At 43.1% G+C, this 20,759-nt stretch carries 16 protein-coding genes and 1 riboswitch; of the genes, 1 reads left to right on the plus strand and 15 read right to left on the minus strand.

What is annotated here, in order from left to right:
* Positions 1-203: 203 nt before the first annotated feature.
* The 11 genes from rpoE to D1B33_RS04095 form a co-directional block, all read right to left on the minus strand.
* Positions 204-782: a DNA-directed RNA polymerase subunit delta gene (gene rpoE / locus D1B33_RS04045; RefSeq protein ID WP_199677340.1), complete on the minus strand. Its 579-nt coding sequence runs from the start codon at positions 780-782 to the stop codon at positions 204-206.
* A gap of 511 nt (positions 783-1,293) precedes the next feature.
* Complete coding sequence (gene icmF / locus D1B33_RS04050; protein WP_118875038.1) at positions 1,294-4,569, minus strand: fused isobutyryl-CoA mutase/GTPase IcmF; 3,276 nt, start codon at positions 4,567-4,569, stop codon at positions 1,294-1,296.
* A gap of 118 nt (positions 4,570-4,687) precedes the next feature.
* The gene (locus D1B33_RS04055; protein WP_118875039.1) at positions 4,688-5,323 is read right to left on the minus strand and encodes a TetR/AcrR family transcriptional regulator; all 636 of its coding nucleotides are present in this window, start codon (positions 5,321-5,323) and stop codon (positions 4,688-4,690) included.
* Between the two features lies 1 nt (position 5,324).
* Complete coding sequence (locus D1B33_RS04060) at positions 5,325-6,464, minus strand: acyl-CoA dehydrogenase (RefSeq protein ID WP_118875040.1); 1,140 nt, start codon at positions 6,462-6,464, stop codon at positions 5,325-5,327.
* A 44-nt stretch (positions 6,465-6,508) separates the two neighbouring features.
* Positions 6,509-7,636 (minus strand): acyl-CoA dehydrogenase, encoded by a 1,128-nt coding sequence (locus D1B33_RS04065; RefSeq protein ID WP_118875041.1) that lies wholly within the window; start codon positions 7,634-7,636, stop codon positions 6,509-6,511.
* A 10-nt stretch (positions 7,637-7,646) separates the two neighbouring features.
* Positions 7,647-8,501 carry a 3-hydroxybutyryl-CoA dehydrogenase gene (locus D1B33_RS04070; RefSeq protein ID WP_118875042.1) on the minus strand — a complete coding sequence of 285 codons (855 nt, stop codon included), beginning with the start codon at positions 8,499-8,501 and terminating at the stop codon, positions 7,647-7,649.
* Positions 8,502-8,533: 32 nt separating this feature from the next.
* Positions 8,534-9,727: an acetyl-CoA C-acetyltransferase gene (locus D1B33_RS04075; protein WP_118875043.1), complete on the minus strand. Its 1,194-nt coding sequence runs from the start codon at positions 9,725-9,727 to the stop codon at positions 8,534-8,536.
* Between the two features lie 220 nt (positions 9,728-9,947).
* Positions 9,948-12,119, minus strand: coding sequence for a (Fe-S)-binding protein (locus tag D1B33_RS04080; RefSeq protein WP_118875044.1), 2,172 nt, complete (start codon positions 12,117-12,119; stop codon positions 9,948-9,950).
* A gap of 285 nt (positions 12,120-12,404) precedes the next feature.
* Positions 12,405-12,965 carry a cob(I)yrinic acid a,c-diamide adenosyltransferase gene (locus D1B33_RS04085; protein WP_118875045.1) on the minus strand — a complete coding sequence of 187 codons (561 nt, stop codon included), beginning with the start codon at positions 12,963-12,965 and terminating at the stop codon, positions 12,405-12,407.
* A 1-nt stretch (position 12,966) separates the two neighbouring features.
* The gene (locus tag D1B33_RS04090) at positions 12,967-14,427 is read right to left on the minus strand and encodes a heme ABC transporter ATP-binding protein (RefSeq protein ID WP_118875046.1); all 1,461 of its coding nucleotides are present in this window, start codon (positions 14,425-14,427) and stop codon (positions 12,967-12,969) included.
* Between the two features lie 4 nt (positions 14,428-14,431).
* Positions 14,432-15,412 carry a FecCD family ABC transporter permease gene (locus D1B33_RS04095; protein ID WP_118875047.1) on the minus strand — a complete coding sequence of 327 codons (981 nt, stop codon included), beginning with the start codon at positions 15,410-15,412 and terminating at the stop codon, positions 14,432-14,434.
* A 213-nt stretch (positions 15,413-15,625) separates the two neighbouring features.
* Positions 15,626-15,821: riboswitch (cobalamin riboswitch) on the minus strand.
* A gap of 175 nt (positions 15,822-15,996) precedes the next feature.
* On the opposite strand from D1B33_RS04095, the gene D1B33_RS04100 reads away from it, so the two are divergent.
* Positions 15,997-16,629, plus strand: a complete 633-nt coding sequence (locus D1B33_RS04100; protein WP_118875216.1) for a LysE family transporter — start codon at positions 15,997-15,999, stop codon at positions 16,627-16,629.
* A 55-nt stretch (positions 16,630-16,684) separates the two neighbouring features.
* Here the strand turns inward: D1B33_RS04100 and D1B33_RS04105 are convergent, their stop codons facing one another.
* The 4 genes from D1B33_RS04105 to D1B33_RS04120 form a co-directional block, all read right to left on the minus strand.
* Positions 16,685-17,710, minus strand: coding sequence for an S-layer homology domain-containing protein (locus tag D1B33_RS04105; protein WP_118875048.1), 1,026 nt, complete (start codon positions 17,708-17,710; stop codon positions 16,685-16,687).
* A gap of 266 nt (positions 17,711-17,976) precedes the next feature.
* Positions 17,977-19,644, minus strand: coding sequence for an arginine--tRNA ligase (argS, locus tag D1B33_RS04110; RefSeq protein WP_118875049.1), 1,668 nt, complete (start codon positions 19,642-19,644; stop codon positions 17,977-17,979).
* Positions 19,641-20,081: a YwiB family protein gene (locus D1B33_RS04115; RefSeq protein ID WP_118875050.1), complete on the minus strand. Its 441-nt coding sequence runs from the start codon at positions 20,079-20,081 to the stop codon at positions 19,641-19,643. Before D1B33_RS04115 ends, argS begins: the two co-directional genes overlap by 4 nt.
* 326 nt (positions 20,082-20,407) lie before the next feature.
* Positions 20,408-20,743, minus strand: a complete 336-nt coding sequence (locus D1B33_RS04120) for a YflT domain-containing protein (protein WP_118875051.1) — start codon at positions 20,741-20,743, stop codon at positions 20,408-20,410.
* Positions 20,744-20,759: the final 16 nt, after the last annotated feature.

Genomic DNA, 20,759 nt, shown 5'->3' on the forward strand with positions numbered 1-20,759 from the left:
TCATCTTCTTCTCCAAAAAAAAACAAAAAAACGCTCCTCCTGCATTATTTTGCAGGGGGAGCGTGATCATTCACGGTCAATCTCCAGTTCTAATGGAGCCCAAGTAAAAGATTATATGGAATAGGAAAAGATGTCAAGTCCTTTCCGATAAAACAGAGAATTTGTCGAAATTTAACGATGTGTTAGAGGGTTATAATCCCGGCTTACTTTTCTTCCTCTTCGTCAAATTCATCTTCATCGGCTTCTTCGTCTTCCTCTTCATCAATGATAAATCCTTCGTCTTCTTCTTCAATGATCTCATCATCGATGTCAGCATCTACATCATCAATGGCATCGATTTCTTCTTCAACGAAGTCCAGATCTTCTTCCTCGTCATCGACTTCTTCTTCATCAACAAATTCATCGAAGTCTTCTTCAAATACTAAATCATCTTCGTCAACGATTAAATCTTCCTCTTCATCGTCAACAGCCGCTTTCGATTTGCGTTTACGGGATTTAACTGTCGGCGCAGTTTCTTCTTCAATCGTTTCGATTTTGTACCACTCACGAAGTCCCCAGGCATTTTCTTGATTTAGAAGGAATCGGCCATCAATATTCATATCTGTATAAAATTGTACCAGTCTATCTTGGATTTCTTCTTCGGGAAGTCCATTTAAATTTTGAATTTCTTTTAAAAGATCCAGGAATGCAATCGGTGATTTCTTTTCTTCCAAAATTGCATAAGCTAAGTCAATTAACGATTCTTCTGCTAATTGTTCTTTTGTCATTTCACGAATATTCAACTCGTGCACGTCCTTTCTATCAATACAGTAAGTGGCAAATCTTTGTTCATATTAACGAAATTTCCCCATGACAGGATAAGAAAACTTGGCCTCTCGCCAAGTTTTTTTTCGTTCCGATGAGGAAGCGTTGTATACTTTCCGATCTTGAACAAAGATATACATATCTTGAACATAATAACCATTATATACAAAGTGCTATACAGTATGCTAGTTTCATTTACTTTTTTTTAAGTTATAGATTTCTTTAAACCCTAAATAAAAGAAAAAAAAGGACAACGCCAATAGTGGGACAGCTCCCAATTGCTTGTTGTAAAAAAAGAAGGTTGCAATCAGGCAGGCCAATATGAATATGTAATGACTATATTGTTTAAACAACGGCATTCCTTCCCTTCTGTCCCATCTATTATAGCCAAAATTGTGAGCGTTTTACTAATTTTAACATAAATTTTTTTTTGAACTGCCTCAAAAACGGGCGCTTGCTGTTGATTAGACAAAAGCAAGCGCCTAACTATTACATATTTCTTCGATATTGTCCGCCTACTTCGTACAAGGCTTTTGTAATTTGGCCAAGGCTTGCTACTTGGACCGTTTCCATCAGCTGTTCAAAAATGTTGCCGCCTGAAAGTGCCGCTTCCTTCAATTTCGTTAAGGATGCTTCACATTCCGGCTGGTGCTTATCTTGGAAAATATGCAAATTTCGAATTTGAAGTTCCTTCTCTTCTTTGGAAGCACGAGCTATTTCCATATTGTTGATGCTTTCGGCCGATGGAGGATTCGGGTTTAAATAAGTATTTACCCCAACAATCGGCAACTGGCCTGAATGTTTCAGATGCTCATACAGCATGGACTCCTCCTGGATCTTGCCGCGCTGATATTGCGTTTCCATCGCCCCCAAAACGCCGCCCCGATCATTAATTCGTTCAAACTCTTCCAGTACTGCATTCTCCACCAAATCCGTCAATTCTTCTATAATGAATGCACCTTGCAGCGGATTTTCATTTTTCGATAATCCAAGTTCTTTTGTAATAATCATTTGAATGGCCATTGCCCGTCGAACGGATTCTTCTGTCGGCGTTGTGATCGCCTCATCATAGGCATTCGTATGAAGCGAATTGCAGTTATCCTGCAAGGCCATCAGCGCCTGCAATGTTGTCCGGATATCATTAAAGTCAATTTCCTGGGCATGCAAGGAACGTCCGGATGTTTGAACATGATACTTTAATTTTTGGGACCGTTCATTGGCGCCATACAAATCGCGCATCACAATGGCCCAAATGCGGCGTGCCACACGGCCGATTACCGTATATTCGGGATCAAGGCCATTGGAGAAGAAAAATGAAAGGTTCGGTGCGAAATCATCAATCTTCATTCCGCGGCTTAAATAATACTCCACATACGTAAAACCATTTGCTAATGTAAACGCTAATTGTGAAATAGGGTTCGCTCCGGCTTCTGCAATATGATAGCCGGAAATGGAAACAGAATAATAATTCCGTACTTTATGGTCAATAAAGTAGGCCTGAATATCGCCCATCATCCTTAAAGCGAATTCGGTAGAAAAAATACAAGTATTTTGCCCTTGATCTTCTTTTAGGATATCGGCTTGTACCGTCCCGCGCACAACTTGCAAGGTTTTTCCGCGCACATCCGCAAATTCCTCGACTGTTAAACGTCGCCCCAATTCTTCTTCTTTTTTTCGAACCTGCTGGTCAATCGCCGTATTCATGAACATGGCCAGAATTATTGGTGCAGGACCGTTGATGGTCATGGAAACGGACGTAGAAGGCGCACACAAATCAAAACCTGCATACAACTTCTTCATATCGTCCAATGTACAGACATTCACGCCGGACTCTCCGACTTTTCCGTAAATATCCGGGCGGTAATCCGGATCCTCTCCATACAATGTTACCGAATCAAACGCCGTGGATAGTCGTTTTGCATCATCATCTTTTGATAAGTAATGAAACCGTTTATTGGTACGTTCAGGCGTGCCCTCTCCGGCAAATTGACGTTTCGGGTCTTCCCCTTCCCTTTTAAACGGGAAAACGCCTGCTGTATAGGGGAATTCGCCCGGAACATTTTCTTGATAAACCCATCGCAGGATTTCACCATAATCTTTGAACTTTGGCAATGCAATTTTGGGAATTTTCGTGCCGGATAATGAAGCAGTTTTCAGCACTGTCCTGATTTCTCTATCTCTTACTTTAGTGATCAATTGATCACCGGAATAAGATTCTTTAAGCTTCTCCCAATTTTGTAGAATGCGTTTTGACTCTGGTGATAGTTCTTCTTTTACTGCATCTGCCAAAGACTGAAGCGCGGAGATTAACACATCATTTGATGCGTTTTCCCGGACTTGCTCAATCGTGCCTTCAAGCTGGAAAAGTTTTCGGGCAAGCTCCACTTGATGTGCTGCGTTTTTATGATAGTTGCGAACGGCTTCCACAATTTCTCTTAAATAATATCGCCGATTATTTGGAATGATAATATCCTGTTTTTGTGTTTTTGCAAAAAGTTCATAGGAAGTTTTCCAATCATAGCCGCACTTTTCATTGATCACCTTTACCAGTGCCGCAAATAAGGCGTTTGTCCCCTTATCATTGAACTGGCTTGCAATTGTTCCGTAGATGGGCATTTTGTCCAAGTCCTCCGACCATAATTCATGGGAACGCTGATATTGTTTTTGTACTTGCCGAAGGGCGTCTTCCGAACCTTTCCGTTCAAATTTATTGATGGCGATTAAATCCGCATAATCAATCATATCGATTTTTTCCAGCTGCGATGGCGCTCCGAACTCACTCGTCATCACATACATGCTCACGTCGGTGTATTTCGTAATTTCGGCATCGCCTTGGCCGATCCCGCTTGTTTCAACAATGATTAAGTCAAAACCAGCAGCTTTCACGATATCCAGCACATCGCCGATTGAAGCCGAAAGTTCCGTCCTGGAACCTCGTGTGGCAAGGCTGCGCATGTAAACCCGTTTATCGAAAATGGCATTCATGCGAATCCGGTCGCCCAACAAAGCACCGCCTGTTTTTTGCTTTGTTGGATCCACCGAAAGAATAGCCAATTTTTTATCGGGAAATTCACGCAAAAATCGGCGAATGAGTTCATCCGTCAAAGACGATTTACCCGCTCCCCCAGTTCCTGTTACTCCTAATACAGGTGTTTTCTTTGACTTCTTCTTTGCTTCATTCAAAAGCTTGATTGTTTCATCATCTTTTCCAATTTCCGCTGCCGTAATCAAGTTTGCCAAGACTTCGGGCGTTTCTGTTGAAAGTTTCTCCAACAGTTCGACTAGATTTCCTTTTCTCGTTGAAAAATCGGCCCCTTCCAATTGTTTGTTAATCATACCTTGCAGACCGAGCTTCATGCCCTCTTCAGGCGAGAAGATGCCAGCAATCCCATATTCATGCAGCTCCCGAATTTCCTTAGGCAAAATAACGCCCCCGCCCCCGCCATAAACCTTAATATGCGGAGCTCCTTTTTCCTGCAAAAGATCATGCATATATTTAAAATATTCCATATGCCCGCCCTGGTAAGACGAAATTGCAATTGCTTGTGCATCCTCTTGAATCGCTGCATTGACTACTTCTTCTACGGAACGATTATGTCCCAGGTGAATCACTTCCGCCCCACTGGCCTGTAAAATGCGTCTCATAATATTAATGGACACATCATGGCCGTCAAATAAACTCGAAGCGGTTACAAATCGCACATGATGATGCGGCCGATAAACACCTTTTTGGTCTATTTCACCCACTTGCTTCACATTGACCATTTTTCACTTCCCCTTTCAAGAACGTAAATAATAAAGTGCATTCCTTAATGCAATCTTCGCTCCAACAAAAAAACACCGCTTTTTCACAACGTGCCCACGTATGCTTTTGGCGGTGTGATCATTTCTCTTTTAAAATCCCGGACAGGCACATTTTTATTTGCGCGTTTGTGTACTCCTGAATGGTAAAACGCTTTTGAAGAGCCCACTTGCGGAACGCCCACGCTTGCCCCTGTACTACAATCAAATTTGCCGCTAGATAAATTTCGTGATCCGACACTTTTAAACTTCCAGATTGGACACATGCTTTTAAGATCTCTTCAAAAATCGCAACCATCTCGAACTCTTTATTCAATACATAGCTTTGCAGATTTTTGGGCAAAGATTTAGTTTCTTGATACATGATCGTAAATTCGTCTACCATCCGATCAATGATCAAAAAATATTGCCGGATCGCCTCTTGCAGTTCTTCAATTGTGCCAGAGCTCGTGGAGATGTGAGAAAGCTGCTGCATCACTCCAGCATAAATATTGTCGCACACCAAATAGAGGACATCTTCTTTTGTACGAATATATTCATACAAAGTGCCGATGCTGAAACCGGCCGCCTTCGCTATTTCTCTCGTTGTTGCCCGGTGAAAGCCTTTCTCTTTAAATAATTTCAGTGCACCTTCGACAATTTGTTTTCTTCGGATTTCGATTAAACTTTCATCTTTCACGGAGGTCTTGACTAATATTTTTTCATTTTCTCCAGCCATGTTACTTCGTCAGCATACGAGAGATGACAAGACGCTGAATCTCTTGCGTTCCTTCGTAGATTTGCGTAATTTTGGCGTCACGCATATAACGCTCCACCGGATAGTCTTTTGTATAGCCGTAGCCGCCGAATACTTGAACTGCATCCGTTGTCACAGACATCGCCGTATCCCCTGCCATGAGTTTCGCCATGGCGGAAGCTTTGCCGTATGGCAGGTTGTTCGACTCCAGCCACGCTGCCTGGTAGGTCAACAATCTGGAAGCCTCTACTGCGGTTGCCATATCTGCCAGCTTAAAAGAGATGCCTTGATTTGCAACAATCGGTTTACCGAATTGAATCCGTTCTTTTGCATACTCTGTTGCCGCATCCAGTGCCCCTTGAGCAATTCCCACAGCCTGCGCGGCAATTCCGTTTCTGCCGCCATCCAATGTTTTCATCGCAACGATAAAACCTTCTCCTTCATTCCCAAGCATATTTTCTTTCGGAACACGGCATTGGTCGAAGATAATTTCTGTCGTTGGCGATGAACGGATGCCCATTTTCTTTTCTTTTTTGCCGACACCGAAGCCTGGGTAATTGGATTCCACGATAAAAGCACTTGTTCCTTTATGCTTTGACTGTGGATCGGTTACTGCAAAGACGATATAAATATCCGCAATTCCCCCATTGGTGATGAAAATTTTCGAGCCATTTAAAACGTACTCGTCGCCTTCTCGTTTCGCGGTTGTTTTCATTCCGCCTGCATCGCTTCCAGAACCCGCCTCCGTCAGGCAGTAAGCGCCGATTTTTTTGCCTTCTGCCATCGGTCGAAGATATTTTTGTTTTTGCTCTTCCGTACCAAACTGGTAAATCGGCCAGCCTGCCAGAGAAGTATGCGCAGAAAGTGTTACACCCGTGGAAGCACAAACGCGCGATAATTCTTCAACCGCGATGGCATAGGCAACATAATCAAAACCGGCTCCACCATACTCTTCCGACCACGGAATGCCCGTTAACCCAAGTTCGGCCATCTTCTCCCATATGCCTCGGTCGAAGCGTTCTTCTTCATCACGTTCAGCCGCTGTCGGAGCCACTTCGTTTAGCGCAAACTCCCGAATCATCTCGCGCAGCTGTTGATGCTCTTCTGATAATTGAAAGTTCATTTCCCCATCCCCTTCTCGTTTCACATTCAACTAGAACAACACATTTACTTGGCACCTATGATAATCTTTTGGATTTCACTGGTGCCCTCATAAATTTCCGTTACTTTCGCATCCCTGAAATACCGCTCAACTGGATAGTCCTTTGTATAACCATAGCCGCCGAAAACTTGAATCGCATCCGTTGTCACTGCAACGGCTGTTTTTGAAGCGAATAGTTTGGCCATAGACGCTTCTTTATTGCAAGGCAAGCCAAGCCCCTGAAGATTTGCAGCGCGATAAACCAGTAATCTGGCTGCTTCTACTCTGGTCGCCATATCCGCCAATTTAAAACCGATTCCCTGATTTTCGACAATCGGTTTTCCAAATTGAATTCTTTGCTTTGCATAATTTGCTGCAGCCCCTAATGCCGCTTCTGCAATCCCCAAGCTTTGTGCAGCAATGCCAATTCGACCGGCGTTCAAGTTGGCCATCGCAATTTTGTAGCCTTCATTTTCGGCGCCCAACCTATTTTTCGCGGGAATTTTCATATTTTCAAAGGTTAGCTGCACCGTTTTTGAACCATGAAGCCCCATCTTCTGCTCATTCTTCCCGACGATTAAACCAGGTGTGTCTTTCTCAACGATAAAAGCCGAAATTCCACGCGATTTCTTTTCGGGATTGGTTGAAGCGAATATAAGATAAACATCCGCCTCTCCCCCATTTGTGATAAACACCTTGGAACCATTCAGAATATAGCTTTCACCTTGTTTCACCGCTTTCGTTTTCAAGGCCGATGCATCCGAACCGGCTTCGGGCTCCGTCAGGCAAAAAGCCCCCAAATATTCTCCGCTAGCTAGTTTCGTTACATACTTTTTCTTTTGTTCTTCCGACCCGAAATACAGGATCGGATTTGTTCCAACAGAAGTATGAACCGATAGAATAACGCCAACCACAGCACTGATTTTTGAGATTTCATTGATTGCCAGGATATAGGTAGTAAAATCCATCCCCGCGCCGCCGTAATTTTCCGGCACCGTAATCCCCATGAGCCCAAGTTCGCCCATCTTTTTAAGGATTTCACGGGGAAATTCTCCTTGTTCCATCTTTTCGATGAACGGCGTGATTTCTTTTTCGGCAAATTGACGGACCATCTCCCGCATCATCACTTGCTCTTCCGTAAATGCCAGGTTCATGAAAAGCCCCCTATTCTTCGTAGATGTAGAAACCACGGCCCGTTTTTCTTCCCAGCCAGCCTGCTGCAACGTATTTGCGTAGCAGTGGACACGGGCGATACTTACTATCTCCCAATCCATCATGCAAAATTTCCATGATAGAAAGGCAAGTATCCAGTCCAATGAAATCTGCAAGCGTCAAGGGACCCATTGGATGGTTCATACCAAGCTTCATAACATCGTCGATCGCTTCTTTTGACGCAACCCCTTCATACAAGGCATAAATAGCCTCATTGATCATCGGCAGCAAGATGCGGTTTGAAATAAAACCGGGAAAATCATTTACTTCAACCGGTGTTTTGGACAGTTTGTGCGTCATGTTTTCCACCGTTTCATACACTTCATCGGTTGTCGCAAGTCCCCGAATGATTTCTACCAGTTTCATGACCGGCACAGGATTCATGAAATGCATGCCAATCACTTTTTCCGGCCGTTTTGTGACAGCTGCAATTTCAGTGATTGGAAGCGAGGATGTATTTGTGGCCAGGATAGCATGACTTGGTGCAATCCGATCAAGCTCTTTGAAAATCGACTGCTTAATGTCCATGTTTTCGGTTGCTGCCTCAATGACGAGATCTGCATCCGTTGCATCTTTTAAATCCAGTGACATTGAGATTCTCTGTAAAATCTCTTCTTTTTCCGCCTCTGACTTTCTGCCTTTCTCCACATCTCTTTGGAGGTTTTTAGTGATCACGCCGATTCCCCGTTGGAAAAATTCCTCCTGCATATCGTTCAGCTTTACATCAAAGCCGGCTTGTGCACAAACTTGCGCGATTCCCGATCCCATTTGTCCGGCACCGACAATCATTACTTTTTGAATGGCCATCCCTTTCATCCCCCTAAGGTATGTGGTACACACTAATTTTTTGGCACTTCAATCATGATGGCATCCCCTTGGCCGCCACCGGAACAAATCGCTGCGATGCCAATCCCGCCGCCTCGTCTTCTTAATTCGTATGACAATGTGAGGATAATGCGCGCTCCCGATGCCCCAATTGGGTGACCCAATGCGACCGCTCCGCCATTTACATTGACTTTTTCTGCATCCAAGCCTGCAATTTGACTGCTTACCAGAGCAACTGCAGCGAATGCTTCATTGATTTCAATCAAGTCGATGTCCTCTATCGATCTTTGAGTCTTGTTCAGCAATTCCTTGATGACAATTCCGGGCGTTTGCGGGAAATCCTTTGGCTCAACGCCTACTTCTGCATGCCCCAAAATAGTGGCAAGCGGACGGCGGCCTTCTCTCTTTGCTTTTTCTTCATTCATCAAAACGAGTGCACAAGCGCCATCATTCACTCCAGGCGCATTTCCAGCCGTGATTGTTCCCTCGGCATCAAAGGCCGGCTTTAGTTTTGATAACGCTTCCAGTGATGTATTTTTGCGTGGTGCTTCATCTTGCGAAACCGTGGAAACTTCCCCTTTACGTCCTTTTATTTCAATAGCGGTGATTTCTTCAGCGAATTTTCCTTCTTCTATCGCTCTATAGGCTAATTGATGGCTTCTTACTGACCATTCATCTTGTGCTTCTCTTGTAAGATTAAACGTATTGGCCGTTTCGTTGCCGTAAGTCCCCATATGGACATTTTGCGGATGAAAAGCACAGGAAAGGCCATCGTAAACCATTCCATCGATTAACTTTGCATCACCCATACGAAGTCCCCATCGACCATTTGGCAGATAATAAGGTGCATTCGACATCGATTCCATTCCGCCTGCAACGATTACTTCCTCATCTCCCAGACGGATCAATTGGTCTGCCAACGTCACGCTTCTCATACCGGAGGCACAAACTTTGTTGATTGTTTCTGTTTTTACTGAGTAAGGAATGCCGGCTTTTGTTGCCGCTTGACGCGATGGAATCTGTCCCTGCCCTGCTTGAAGAACAGTTCCCATGATTACTTCATTTACGTCTTGCGGTTGAATTTCGGCTCTTCTTAATGCCTCTTTAATGGCATTTCCCCCCAGATCGCTTGCCGATAATGTTGAAAGACCTCCCCCAAACTTTCCAAACGGTGTTCTTGCCCCTTCTAAAATGACTGTTCTATTCATATTTTCATCCCCTTTGTTTGATTTCCCCATTGACTGAACGCTCGCTCGACATATGTTTAATAAAAAAGAGAGCCAATTAGAACTCCCTTTTTCAACTTTCACTATCATTTTATAAAATACTAAACTGATAATCAATTTTGATTTTTCAAAAATTTAAATTTATTCTCTTTCACGTCTCAATATTTGACCAAAAAACGTCATTTTCATTTCATTCAAATAACTACTCTACGATTGCAGCTGTCGCGGCAGGAGCTGTTTCCTCTTCTTCCTCAACTGCAATTGCAGTCTTCTCTCCGAAAACAGAGCGTTCCAGCAGCTCGGCAATATCAAATGTACTTACCGTATCCTCGACTTCTTTTGCTTTTGTGCCATCCGAAAGCATGGTTAAACAGAATGGACAGCCTGACGAAATTATCGATGCACTTGTTGCCAACGCTTGTTCCGTACGAGCGACATTTATGCGATTGCCCACATGCTCTTCCATCCACATCAAACCGCCGCCAGCGCCGCAGCACATGGCTTCTTCCCGGTTGCGCTCCATTTCCACAAGGTTGACGCCAGGGATTGCTTTCAGAATTTCACGAGGTGCATCGTAGACATCATTGTATCGACCTAAATAGCAAGAGTCATGGAACACGATTGTTTCATCCACGCGATAGTTCAGCGTTAGCTTTCCTTGGTTGATTAAGTCAAAAAGCAGTTCCGTATGGTGAACTACCTCGCCTTCCCAACCAAAATCTTTATATTCATTTTTAAAGATATTGTATGCATGAGGGTCGATCGTGACGATTTTCTTCACTTCATTTTTCTCGAATTCTTCGATATTGGCTGTCGCCAGTTCCTGGAATAAAAACTCATTCCCCAAACGGCGCGGCGTATCGCCTGAATTTTTTTCCTTGTTGCCTAAAATGGCAAATTTCACGCCCGCTTCATTCATTAAACGAGCAAAGGATAAAGCGATTTTTTGGGAACGGCTATCAAATGACCCCATGGACCCAACCCAGAATAAATACTCGAAACCTTCACCGGATTTTTTTGCTTCTTTGACTGTCGGGATGTTCACTTGCGGGTCAAGGTCGCGCCAGTTCTCTTTTTCTTTTCGATTCAGCCCCCAAGGATTGCCCTGCCGTTCGATGTTGTTCATCGCGCGCTGTGCATCCGAATTTACTTTTCCCTCCGTCATCGTTAAATAACGGCGCAAGTCAATGATTTTATCCACATGCTCATTCATTACCGGACATTGATCTTCACAGTTGCGGCAAGTTGTACAAGCCCAGATTTCCTCTTCGGTAATCACGTCGCCAATCAATGACGGACTATAAATATCTTCAATCACCGCACCTTCAGCGCCGGCAGCCATTGCCAATTGATTGCCCTGCGTATTTTTGAAAAATGAATACGGTACCCAAGGCTTTTGTTTTGTTGCAACTGACCCTGTCAATGTGAGATGGTCGCGTAATTTCACGATCAAATCCATCGGTGAAAGCATTTTCCCCGTTCCTGTCGCAGGACACATATTGGTACAGCGTCCGCATTCCACGCAGGCATATAAATCAAGCATTTGCTTTTGCGTAAAATCGGTTATTTTCCCAACGCCAAGTACCGGCATCTCGTCCTCGTCTTCCGCCTCTTCCATCGCTGCGAAGTCGATTGGGCGAAGCGTGCCAATACGATCTTGTCTATTCACGACAGCATTTAAAGTTCCTGTGATCAAGTGGAAGTGCTTCCCTTGTGGAATATAGACAAGGAATGCCAGCAATGCAGCTAAGTGTGCCCACCACATTACAAAGAACACAACCGCCGCTGCAGTTGGCGGCATCCATTGGAAGGCCCAGGCAATGCTTGATGCTACCGGCTCGGCCAACGTTAATTCATGCTGATGCCAAATGAGCGCCATTCCATTGGCAATCAAAGTGGCAAACATCAGAACCCCTAAAAATAAATAAACAAGACCATTTTTGAAGCCGCGTTTCAGTCGTGCAAGCTTTTCCATGTAACGTCGGTAAAATGCAACGGCAACTGCGACCAAGATAACTAACACAATGATTTCTTGTGTAAAAGTGAAAACCGGGTATAACCCGCCAAGCGGCAAGTGGGAATCCGGGGCTAGTCCTTTCCAAATCAAATCAATCGCCCCTAATTGCACTAATAAAAAGCCATAGAAAAAGGCTACGTGCACCAAGCCCATTTTTTTATCTTTCAAAAGCTTGGATTGTCCAAAAACTTTTTCTGCTAAATCTTCGATGCGTTCTTTCAGCTTTAGGTCGAAATCTTCTTTTCTTCCGAGTTTAATAAAATCATAGCGGGTTTTTAATAAATAAAAAAATAGGCCCAATGCGTACAATACCACCGCGATGAATAGCACCCAGTTCGCGATCAGCAAACCATTCATTCCTTCTCCCCCTTATCCCTTTTTCCCCTTTGAATTTACAGTGCTGAATAGTTAATAGGTTCCAATTTATGATTCTAGTGTAAAATATGAATGATTATTCAGTCAACCTATTGTTGGAAAATTTATAAAAATCGGACAATTGAATCCACAGTTTATTATACGCTGCCTTTTTGTTTATTTCTTCGACAATCATTATTCTTTTTTCTCGGAAAAAACCGCAAATAATTGCAGTAAGACAAAAAAAAGAGGAGCAGCCAAATATAATTTAGCTCTCCTTTTGTGTACTTATTTAAAAACATCCCCGCTGCGAATATACTCTACATCCTTTACTTGCAAACGGAAATTTACTACTCGTGCTGCTGCAAAGAAATAATCGGATAGTCGATTCAAATATTTTTGGACAATAACCGGAACATCCTCCACTTCGTTTGTTAATGTGACAACTCGGCGTTCCGCTCGGCGTGTCACTGTACGTGCGATATGGAGGGTTGCTGCAGCAGGTGTTCCGCCCGGCAGGATAAATCTTTTTAAAGGGGGCGCTTCCTCCGAAAGGACATCGATTCTTTTTTCCAATGCCTCAATCGAGCTTTCTTGCAGTTTATAGCGACGCTCCTTCATGACATTTGCCAAATCACCGCCGCAATCAAACAGCTCGTGCTGGATGGTTTCAAGGTCTTGCAGCATATCTTGAAATACCGTTGAATCCAGTTCAGTGATCGCCTTGCCAACAAATGAGTTCAACTCATCAATCGTGCCATATGCCTCTACTCTTAAATCGTCCTTACGAACACGGCCACCCATTAAACTTGTTTTGCCTTGATCCCCTGTTTTTGTGTAAAGTTTCATTTTAAGAATCCCCTTTTTTATATATTTGGATTGCTTCCACGGTTGCTTCAAAAACGCCCCTGCCTATGATTTGCCCGACTTCCGTAATCGGGCCGCCATATTGGAAATATTGCCCTTGCTGTGTTGCTGCGATCAACAAACTATCTGTCGGTGTACCCGTTGCGATTGTATTCGAAATGCGATCAATCACTTCTTCATGGGCGAGTGCCTTTGACTTTGCCTCCGTTGCCGTCATCATGGCCTGCACAAAAGCTTCATCCGATAGTTTTCCATTGATTACGACCCATGTATTAATGGTTCCGACCTTAAACACATTTTTGCGCTTATAACTTTGCGATACATCAACGGCACTGCCGACTCCAGCCGTAACGACAACGAAAACTTCCCCAAAGTCCGTCTCGTATTTTTTCAGCACAGCGTTTCCCGTATCAACGGCCGTCATCATCCCAATGGTGTTTGTTGGGGAAAAGCCTTGTTCGATTATATATTGCCAAAACTCTTCCTTTACATTTTCAATATCATATTGCGGTTCCACCGTCCGATTGATGAAGGTCGAATACCAACCAAGCCCTGCATTATGAACAGCCGACGATAGCACTCTCAAGGGAAAAGCGGAACGAAACGCTACATACTCTTGTTGTATGCTAAAAGAGTTGTCTGTAATCATTTTTTCCTGTTGTTCTTGCAAATCCGGCAAGATGGTCATTTGGGGTTTTGGCTGTTCCGGATGCGCCTGCAATGAAATGCGCGCATGATAAACATCCATAATCTGTTCGGTTAGCAAAACTTCGTGAGGAGCCCCGAATGCCTTCACTCTTCCATTTTCCATTAACAGCAATTCGTCGCAATATAATGCAGCGAGATTGATATCATGAAATACAGAAACCACGGTTAAACCGTTTTGCATAACTTCTTTTCGAATCATATCCAAAATTTGCTTTTGATGGGCAATATCTAGGTGATTTGTTGGCTCATCCAGCAAAAGGAGATTGGAAGCTTGAGCCAAAGCCTGTGCAATAAAAACTCTTTGCTGTTCGCCACCGGATAAATGATCGATAGTATGTTCTTCATATTTTTCCACGCCGGTTTGCCGCATTGCTTTTTTTACGGCTTTTTCATCTTCTTCTTGCCAACTAGAGAAAAAACCCGATTGATGCGGATAGCGGCCAATCGATACGGTTTCGCGAACCGTATTCGAAAATGACGAGGCACTCAATTGCGGTAAAATCGTCATCTTTTTTGCCAGCTGGCGAGGAGAATATTCGTTTAAATCGGCTCCATCGATAATTACCTTTCCCCCAGAAGGCGGCATAATGCCGCTGATTACTTTTAATAAGGTGGATTTTCCGCAACCATTTGGACCAAGAATCCCCAAAATCTTTCCTTTTTCCACCTTGAATGAAATATCGGAGAAGATGTTTTTTGATCCATAACTACCCGACAAATTATGTACTTCAAGCATTTCCTCACCTCCTAGCTCTGCGTTGTTTAAAGAAGATATATGAAAAAACGGGCGCCCCGATAAAGGCCGTAATAACCCCAATCGGCAATTCAGCCGGCGAAATGATGGTGCGCGACACCAAATCGCAGATGATGAGTAAACTGGCTCCATTGATAAACGATAAAGTTAACAGGTGCCGATGATCAGTTCCCCAAAGCATCCTTGTCATATGGGGAACGACCAGCCCGACAAACCCAATTGCCCCCGAAACAGCCACCGCCGCGCCGGTAAGCATGGAACCACCGGCCAAAAGCGCATACTTTCGCCTCTTCACATTCACTCCCAACGATTGGGCACGTTCATCGCCATACATCATGGCATTTAATTCGCGTCGATTAAACCATAGGATGGTGAATCCAATGAGTACAAATGGCAGAATCATTTGAACATACGGCCAGCCGCGCATGGAAACACTCCCCAAAAGCCAGCTCATGATTTCTCTTAACTGATTATTGCTGAGCGCAATCATCAAAGAAATGCAAGACCCCAAGAAAGAACTGAAAATGACCCCCGTCAGGATGAGTGTTTCCATTTTCATCGACCGATCGATGAGGCGTGCAAAGCTTAGAACAAGAATCATTGTGATAAATGCACCCGTCATTCCAAATAGCGGCAACGTATATGTCCCGATTAGAGGAATGGAAAAGGTAAAGAAAATGGTCGCCACCGCTCCAAGCGAGGCACCGGAAGAGACGCCCAGCGTATATGGGTCAGCCAGCGGGTTTTTAAGCAATCCCTGAAAAGCCGCACCCGCGATAGCTAAAGATGCGCCTACCAAACCGGCCAAAATGACTCGGGGCATGCGAATACTCCATAAAATGTTATAAGCACCTGGATTGGTTTCTTGATCCCACAAGGTTGAAAAAGGGACATCGGCGGTACCAATTGATACGCCCAGCCAAATGCTGATCATTAAAATTACAAGAGAGGAACTATAAGCAAGCATTATTTTCTTTTTCACTTGTTTCCTCGCGTCTATCTTTTGCTATTAATTGTTTTTTAATATACTTTGTCATTTCTTTCTGCTCCCGATTTTCCTAGTCCACTTACATAAGGATTAATATTTTTCCAAAATAAAAAGTCTCCCGGCATGAGCGAGAGACTTCAACAATCTAAAAATATAGCGATCATTAGCCCTCCCCTTATTCCTCGTAAGGTTAGAATCTTCTGCATAAAGGCAGGTCTCCTGGCTTATGTTCTTCGTGAAATCATCCTTCCCATTACAAAGTACGCAATAGTGGCTCTATGATTCACTCCCATTTACAGTTGCGGGACAGCGCCGGTCTTTCACTGGCTTCCCTTTTACTCTTTTTAGCAAAATAGTTTGCAAAAAGACCTTTATGTTTCTATTGTTAGTCTCTATTATACTTTATTTCAAAAGTTTGTATAGCTTTGCATTCAATGCTTCCCATATTAATGGTTCTTGAAGCATATACTTTTTATGAATCATTAATCAGCATGGTGTATTATTATGCTAAACTAAAATTTAAACGGACGTATGAAGCAATCACATTTGAAAGAAGTGTTTTTTTGAGTTTATTCTTTACCTATCTTTTAGCTGGTCTTTCAATTGCCATGCCTGTGGGGGCAATCAGTGTCGAAATGATGAAGCAAGGTTTAAAAAAGGGTTTTTTGCATGGCTGGGCTGTCGGATTGGGTGGAATGACGGTCGATCTCTTATTGATAATGGCGCTCTATTTGGGGTTGGCATCCATTCTTTCTTTACCTTATATTCAAATACCGATGTGGCTGATTGGTGCTTGTTTCCTGGCCTTTTTAGGTTTTGATTCGATTAAAAACGCAAACCAGGATATTCAACTTGCTGGCGAGCCTGTCAACAAATCCTTTCTCAGCTCCTACCGAAATGGTTTGCTTGTCGCATTTTCGCCAGGAAATCTGGTGTTTTGGATATCCGTTTTCGGAGCAGTTCTAACTGATTCCTATGATATCGAACAACCTGCCAAGTTTTTAATTGTTGCCGCGGGGATTTTAGCCGGCATTCTAGTGCATGATGTTGGGCTTCTTTCCATTGTCGCCTTGACACGGAAAGTCATGAATCAAACAATGATTAAATGGGCATCGATTGTTGCCGGGTTTATTTTAATCGGTTTTGCGGGATACTTCTTCTACAAGTTTTTGACGGCACTTAAAACGTTTCTTTAATATAAAAAGCCTGAATCTTCAGACGGAGCTTGGAGATTCAGGCTTTTTTCGTGGATTAAGGCCGGATGAAATGTTGTGTCCAGTAGTTTCCTTCCGCTGCATAGCCCACACCGATATGCGTATAGGCCGGGTTTAATATATTTGCACGATGTCCTTCTGAGTCCATCCATGCCTGAACGACCTCTTTAGGCGTCGTTTGGCCCATGGCGATATTTTCACCAGCCGCTTGATAGGAAATGCCCAAACTATTCATCAAATCAAACGGACTTCCGTAAGTTGGACTTTTGTGCTCAAAGTAATTATTCTTCGACATATCATCTGATTTTATTTGGGCAGAATTCATAACTTCTTCATGAACTTTCAGTGGGCTCAGTCCATATTTTTTTCTTTGACTATTCGTATATTCTACCACTTCCATCTCAAAACTGCTGCTGTATTCTGTTTTTACTTGCTTAGGCGTTTGACCAGGTTCATATGCTTCCGCTCTCACCACAAAAGAGGCCATTTGTCCACGCAACACGGGCGCATTCGGTGAAAATGTGTTAGCAGTAGTCCCTTTTGTAATTCCAGCATTGTAAATAGCTTGGATATAATGTTGATAACCTGATGTCATGCTAACATCTCTAAAAGGCAGCGTTACCGCTTCCGGCAGCCGAAGATTATATGCCTTTACAAGAATGATTGCCATTTGCGCTCTCGTTAATGAGTCGCCCGGCCTAAAGCTTTGATCGTCGAAGCCACCAATAATATTGTTTGCATATAATGCATTGATTTGCTTAAAGTATGGGGATGAGGAAGGGACATCGTTGAATACTTGCTTTGTATAGTTGGATGTTTCCAGATTTAAAGCTTTCGCCAAAATAACAGCCGCTTGTCCACGAGTCAATGATTGGGAAGGTTTAAAAGTTCCATCAGGAAAGCCGTTCAGCACGCCTCGGTCAACAAGCTGCTTAATCGCTGGATAATGGGCATTTGAGGTATCCAAATCCGAGAAATTCATCGTTTCCGCACTGGCAAGCGGGATTGCAATCACTGCGGTTGCCGACAGAGCGGCTAAATAGGCTGCGTAACGTTTATTCATTTGTTTCAACTCCTTAGTAGTCTATTAAAACCTTATCACACCCTTTTTGATGAAACTAGGTACATATTGGGTGAAAAGGCGGTTATAGGTTTTATAACCTTTTTCATAGTTTAGAAAACTACTTAGGGTGATTTTTCATGGAAATGTTTTGGGGTTATGGTTCGATTGCTGTCATTGAGTTGATGTTTCAATGGGCATACCCTCCTTTCTCCACAAAAAAAGACCCAAACCAGTAAAGTCCGGTTTGGATCATCTCGTAAAAACAATTACATTTTCTCAGGTGCTGCTACACCGATTAAACGCAACGCATTAGCCAATGTGACACGTACAGCGTTAATTAGTGAAAGACGTGCTTCCGTTAGTTCTTTATTATCTGGATTCAACACTTTCTCCGCATTATAGAAGCTGTGGAATGCAGCTGCCAAATCTTGAATATAGTTTGCAACGCGATGAGGTGTGCGGTGTTTTGCCGCTTCCGCTACAGTTTGAGGGAATGCCCCCACTTTTTTCAGTACATCTTCTTCTTTTTCCGCTGTTAACAGATTTAAATTTTCCAATGATGCTTTAAACCCTTGTTCATTAGCTGAACGAAGAATCGAACAAATACGTGCATGTGCATATTGTGCATAATACACCGGGTTTTCATTGGATTGAGATACGGCAAGGTCCAGATCAAAATCCATATGAGAATCGCAAGCCGTTTTGACAAAGTAGTAGCGTACTGCATCCAGTCCGACTTCTTCAACCAATTCACGCATTGTTACTGCGTTCCCCGTCCGTTTGCTCATTTTATATTTTTCGCCGTTTTTATAGAGCTGAACCATCTGGATAACTTCAACTTCCAGTTTTTCACGGTCATAACCCAAAGCTTGAATGGCTGCTTTCATACGAGGGATATAGCCATGATGGTCAGCTCCCCAGATGTTGATTAATTTATCAAATCCACGCTGAATTTTGTCCTCGTGGTAAGCAATGTCCGGTGTCAAATATGTGAAGGAACCGTCCGATTTTACCAATACACGATCTTTATCGTCGCCGAATGTTGTGGAACGGAACCAAGTCGCGCCCTCTTCTTCAAAAACATGGCCATTTTCTTTTAATTTATTAAGTGCCACGTCAATTTTGCCGTTTTGATAAAGAGACGACTCAGAGTACCAAACGTCAAAGTTAACGCGGAAGTTTGCCAAATCATTTTTTAATTTTGCAAGTTCCAGTTTCAGGCCATGTTCACGGAAAAATTCGAAACGTTCTTCATCGGATTTTTCAAGAATGGCTTGCCCAAATTCCTGTGCCAATTTGCCGGCAATATTAATAATATCCTGGCCATGGTAGCCATCTTCCGGCATTGCAGCATCCAAGCCCAACGCCTGTTTGTAGCGAGCTTCCAGTGAATAGGCCAAATTGTTTATTTGGTTTCCTGCGTCATTAATATAATACTCGCGCGAAACTTCAAACCCGGCAAAATCCAACACGTTGCACAATGAATCCCCGAATGCAGCACCACGCGCATGGCCCAAGTGAAGATCCCCTGTTGGGTTGGCGGAAACAAACTCCACCTGGATTTTTTCCCCGTTGCCAGCAGTTGAACGGCCGTAGTTTTCACCTTGTTCTTTTACCGCTTTGACAACATCTGCAAGGAAGCTTTTGCGAACCGTAATATTAATGAAGCCCGGACCTGCAATATCCAACTTCTCGATTTCTGTCCCTGCTGTATCCATGTTTTCCAAAATGCTTTCCGCGATTGCACGAGGCGGTTTTTTAGCCAATTTTGTTAATTGCATCGCCAAGTTTGTGGCAAAGTCACCATTTGCCTTGTCTTTTGGCGTCTCAAGATGAATGTTGAATTGCGTTCCTGCTTCTACTAGTCCCGATTTTTCAACAGCCGCTTGCAATGCGTTCTTTATGGACTGTTGCAACTGTTCTACTGCGTTCATTTTTGTCCCTCCACATATTGAATTTCCAACGTATATTTTCCAACAGCTTGATCACTTACAAGGAGATCATACTGAATTTTAAAAGTGCCATTCACTTTGCTTTCATCCCCATTTTCATGGGATAAATGATGGGTTTTAGTCACAATCGGCATCGTGCCGAAATGTGTTTCATAGTGTCCTTGCTGTTCTTGCATTCGATCAAATGGAAGCCGCATTTTCACACCGCCGCTTCGCAAGATTAATGCCTGGTGATTGTCCATTTTAACCGTTGTGTTAATCGTGCCTTCACTTTGCTGCTCTTCATACCGCAAATACATCTTGCCGGTTTTTTTAATGAGCGACCCGTCCAGCCACATTTCATAAGTTTCCTCTTCACCGTCTGTTGGTACAATCGTTGAATTCAACTTAATCTTTACTTTTGTTTCATCTATACTCATTGCTGAGTCAGCTCCTTGGCTTCCATTACTAAATATAACCTTATTATTATACATTAGGACCATTCGAAAGTACAACCTTATACTGCCCTAAACCTAATAGAATCAACATTCTTTTATAAAAATAAGGATGAAAATTATGCAGTTGGAGGGTAAAAAAAATTGATGGTGCGTTGAGCGGAATCTGTTATGTAAAAAGCTGGATACTTGACGCTCGAAACAATAATAAATGCGCCAGAGGGTTTCCGATGAATCTATGATTGTTCACCCAATTAAAAAGCGCCCTCCCATGCAATGCAAAGGAAGACGCTTGTTTTTCGTTGAATTCTCTACATAAGGTTATTTTCATTTTTAGAAAACAATAAGATTTTACCTTCATCCAATTTCTTTTCATATACTTCAGCTTCGACGGAACTTAGGCCAATCTCTTCCATTTTGGAACGGAGTTTGTCGCCTTTGCCTTGGAATAGATTTTTCACAGCTGTTCCTACCCCTGTTTCACCTACGCCAATTTTCTCTGCTTTCGAACTATCGGCTACTTCGTCCGTCACACCATTGTCATGGGCAAGCACAAATACTTCATCATTTGCTACTCCTCTTGTAAACAGGCCGTTCGCTGCCTGAACCGCTTCCGTAATCGTTTCATATTCATTTACTTCTACCATGATCTAATCTCTCCTT

Source organism: Ureibacillus yapensis (assembly GCF_003515775.1).
GTDB classification, from domain to species: Bacteria; Bacillota; Bacilli; order Bacillales_A; family Planococcaceae; genus Ureibacillus; species Ureibacillus yapensis.

What these genes read in the sequence shown, in the direction of transcription:
- icmF (WP_118875038.1), bottom strand. Translation starts at nt 4,569, where the DNA reads ATGGTCAATGTGAAGCAAGTGGGTGAAATAGACCAAAAAGGTGTTTAT.
- D1B33_RS04055 (WP_118875039.1), bottom strand. Translation starts at nt 5,323, where the DNA reads ATGGCTGGAGAAAATGAAAAAATATTAGTCAAGACCTCCGTGAAAGAT.
- D1B33_RS04060 (WP_118875040.1), bottom strand. Translation starts at nt 6,464, where the DNA reads ATGAACTTTCAATTATCAGAAGAGCATCAACAGCTGCGCGAGATGATT.
- D1B33_RS04065 (WP_118875041.1), bottom strand. Translation starts at nt 7,636, where the DNA reads ATGAACCTGGCATTTACGGAAGAGCAAGTGATGATGCGGGAGATGGTC.
- D1B33_RS04070 (WP_118875042.1), bottom strand. Translation starts at nt 8,501, where the DNA reads ATGGCCATTCAAAAAGTAATGATTGTCGGTGCCGGACAAATGGGATCG.
- D1B33_RS04075 (WP_118875043.1), bottom strand. Translation starts at nt 9,727, where the DNA reads ATGAATAGAACAGTCATTTTAGAAGGGGCAAGAACACCGTTTGGAAAG.
- D1B33_RS04080 (WP_118875044.1), bottom strand. Translation starts at nt 12,119, where the DNA reads ATGAATGGTTTGCTGATCGCGAACTGGGTGCTATTCATCGCGGTGGTA.
- D1B33_RS04085 (WP_118875045.1), bottom strand. Translation starts at nt 12,965, where the DNA reads ATGAAACTTTACACAAAAACAGGGGATCAAGGCAAAACAAGTTTAATG.
- D1B33_RS04090 (WP_118875046.1), bottom strand. Translation starts at nt 14,427, where the DNA reads ATGCTTGAAGTACATAATTTGTCGGGTAGTTATGGATCAAAAAACATC.
- D1B33_RS04095 (WP_118875047.1), bottom strand. Translation starts at nt 15,412, where the DNA reads ATGCTTGCTTATAGTTCCTCTCTTGTAATTTTAATGATCAGCATTTGG.
- D1B33_RS04105 (WP_118875048.1), bottom strand. Translation starts at nt 17,710, where the DNA reads ATGAATAAACGTTACGCAGCCTATTTAGCCGCTCTGTCGGCAACCGCA.
- argS (WP_118875049.1), bottom strand. Translation starts at nt 19,644, where the DNA reads ATGAACGCAGTAGAACAGTTGCAACAGTCCATAAAGAACGCATTGCAA.
- D1B33_RS04115 (WP_118875050.1), bottom strand. Translation starts at nt 20,081, where the DNA reads ATGAGTATAGATGAAACAAAAGTAAAGATTAAGTTGAATTCAACGATT.
- D1B33_RS04120 (WP_118875051.1), bottom strand. Translation starts at nt 20,743, where the DNA reads ATGGTAGAAGTAAATGAATATGAAACGATTACGGAAGCGGTTCAGGCA.